At 54.3% G+C, this 787-nt stretch carries 2 protein-coding genes and 1 pseudogene; all 3 read left to right on the top strand.

Features of this window, described 5'->3' with window-relative positions:
• Positions 1-186: pseudogene (locus tag OCV69_RS10040) on the top strand (DUF4366 domain-containing protein); the annotation flags it as partial.
• Positions 183-386: a hypothetical protein gene (locus OCV69_RS10035; RefSeq protein WP_158358861.1), complete on the top strand. Its 204-nt coding sequence runs from the start codon at positions 183-185 to the stop codon at positions 384-386. The pseudogene OCV69_RS10040 and the gene OCV69_RS10035, both read left to right, overlap by 4 nt.
• Positions 373-787, top strand: a 415-nt coding sequence (locus OCV69_RS10030) for a toprim domain-containing protein (RefSeq protein WP_262563086.1), incomplete at its 3' end; no start/stop codon positions are given. The genes OCV69_RS10035 and OCV69_RS10030, both read left to right, overlap by 14 nt.

Raw genomic sequence — 787 nt, 5'->3', positions numbered from 1 at the left:
GGTGGCGTATTTGCCTACTTGAAGCTCGTTAAGAATAAGCCTAAGACCAAGGGCAATGACAGTCTGGACGATTATGATTATGGCGAGGAAGATTCCGAGGAATGGGAAACCGAGGATGAGGAGTCGGACGAGCCTGACGCTGACGGGGGCAGCGCAGAAGAAGATGACGAGGACAGCGTGAAATGACCCGTTTCACAGACAGTCCCTATGAACGCATGATGACACGCAGGCCGGAGGGCGGGAAGGAAACTTCCCGTCCTCCCTCTTTGCCCCAAAGCCACCCCTGTTATGGCTGTGGGAATTATGGAAGCCCCTGCGTAGGCGTCTGCCACCGGGATATGTCCCGATGGCTTAAGGAGAGGAGGAACCATCATGGCTCAGTATAAATTGGTGATTGCTGAAAAACCGTCGGTTGCCCAAAGTCTGGCTGCGGTGATCGGCGCAACCGCCCGTAAGGACGGGTATCTGGAAGGTAACAGCTGGCGTGTCAGCTGGTGCGTGGGCCATCTGGCCGGTCTTGCAGATGCAGATAGCTATGACCCCAAGTATGCCAAGTGGCGATATGATGACCTGCCTATCCTGCCGGAACATTGGCAGATGGTGGTGGGAAAGGATAAGAAAAAGCAGTTTGATATTCTCAAAAAGCTGATGAACGCCCCGGATGTAACGGAAGTGGTAAATGCCTGTGATGCCGGACGCGAGGGCGAGCTGATCTTCCGCAGCGTCTATGAGCTGGCAGGCTGCCAAAAGCCTATGAAAAGGCTCTGGATTTCTTCGATGGAGGACT

It is taken from the genome of Alitiscatomonas aceti, from assembly GCF_025567195.1.
GTDB classification, from domain to species: Bacteria; Bacillota; Clostridia; order Lachnospirales; family Lachnospiraceae; genus Alitiscatomonas; species Alitiscatomonas aceti.
The sequence above is the reverse complement of the archived record's forward strand: the minus strand, read 5'-3'. Positions and strand labels throughout refer to the sequence as shown.

Coding starts and splice junctions, on each gene's coding strand:
- OCV69_RS10035 (WP_158358861.1), top strand. CDS start 183: ATGACCCGTTTCACAGACAGTCCCTATGAACGCATGATGACACGCAGG.